At 62.4% G+C, this 266-nt stretch carries 1 pseudogene; it reads right to left on the bottom strand.

Annotated elements, in window-relative coordinates:
* A pseudogene (locus ACSNOK_RS34530) lies at nt 1-182 on the bottom strand (alkene reductase); the annotation flags it as partial.
* Between the last annotated feature and the right edge of the window lie 84 nt (nt 183-266).

A 266-nucleotide genomic window follows, 5' to 3' on the forward strand; every position in this document is an offset into this window, starting at 1 on the left:
TTCCTGATCAACAGGCCTGCGCTGGCACGCTGGGCGTAGTAGGTGGCGTGCAGTTCGGTGGGCACGCCGTCGTCACCGGCGCGGCTGCGGGTCAGCGGGGCCATGACGAAGCGGTTGGCGAGCGACAGGCCGCCCAGTTGGGTGGGAGAGAACAGATCGGTGTGAAGGCTGTGGTCGGTCATGGTGTGCAGTGGTGGTGGTTGAACAAAAAGGAGGAGGGATGGGCGAAGGGTGAGAGGTTTCAAGTTGACCAGTCGTCTACAAAC

The organism is Streptomyces sp. URMC 126, from assembly GCF_051386555.1.
GTDB lineage: Bacteria > Actinomycetota > Actinomycetes > Streptomycetales > Streptomycetaceae > Streptomyces.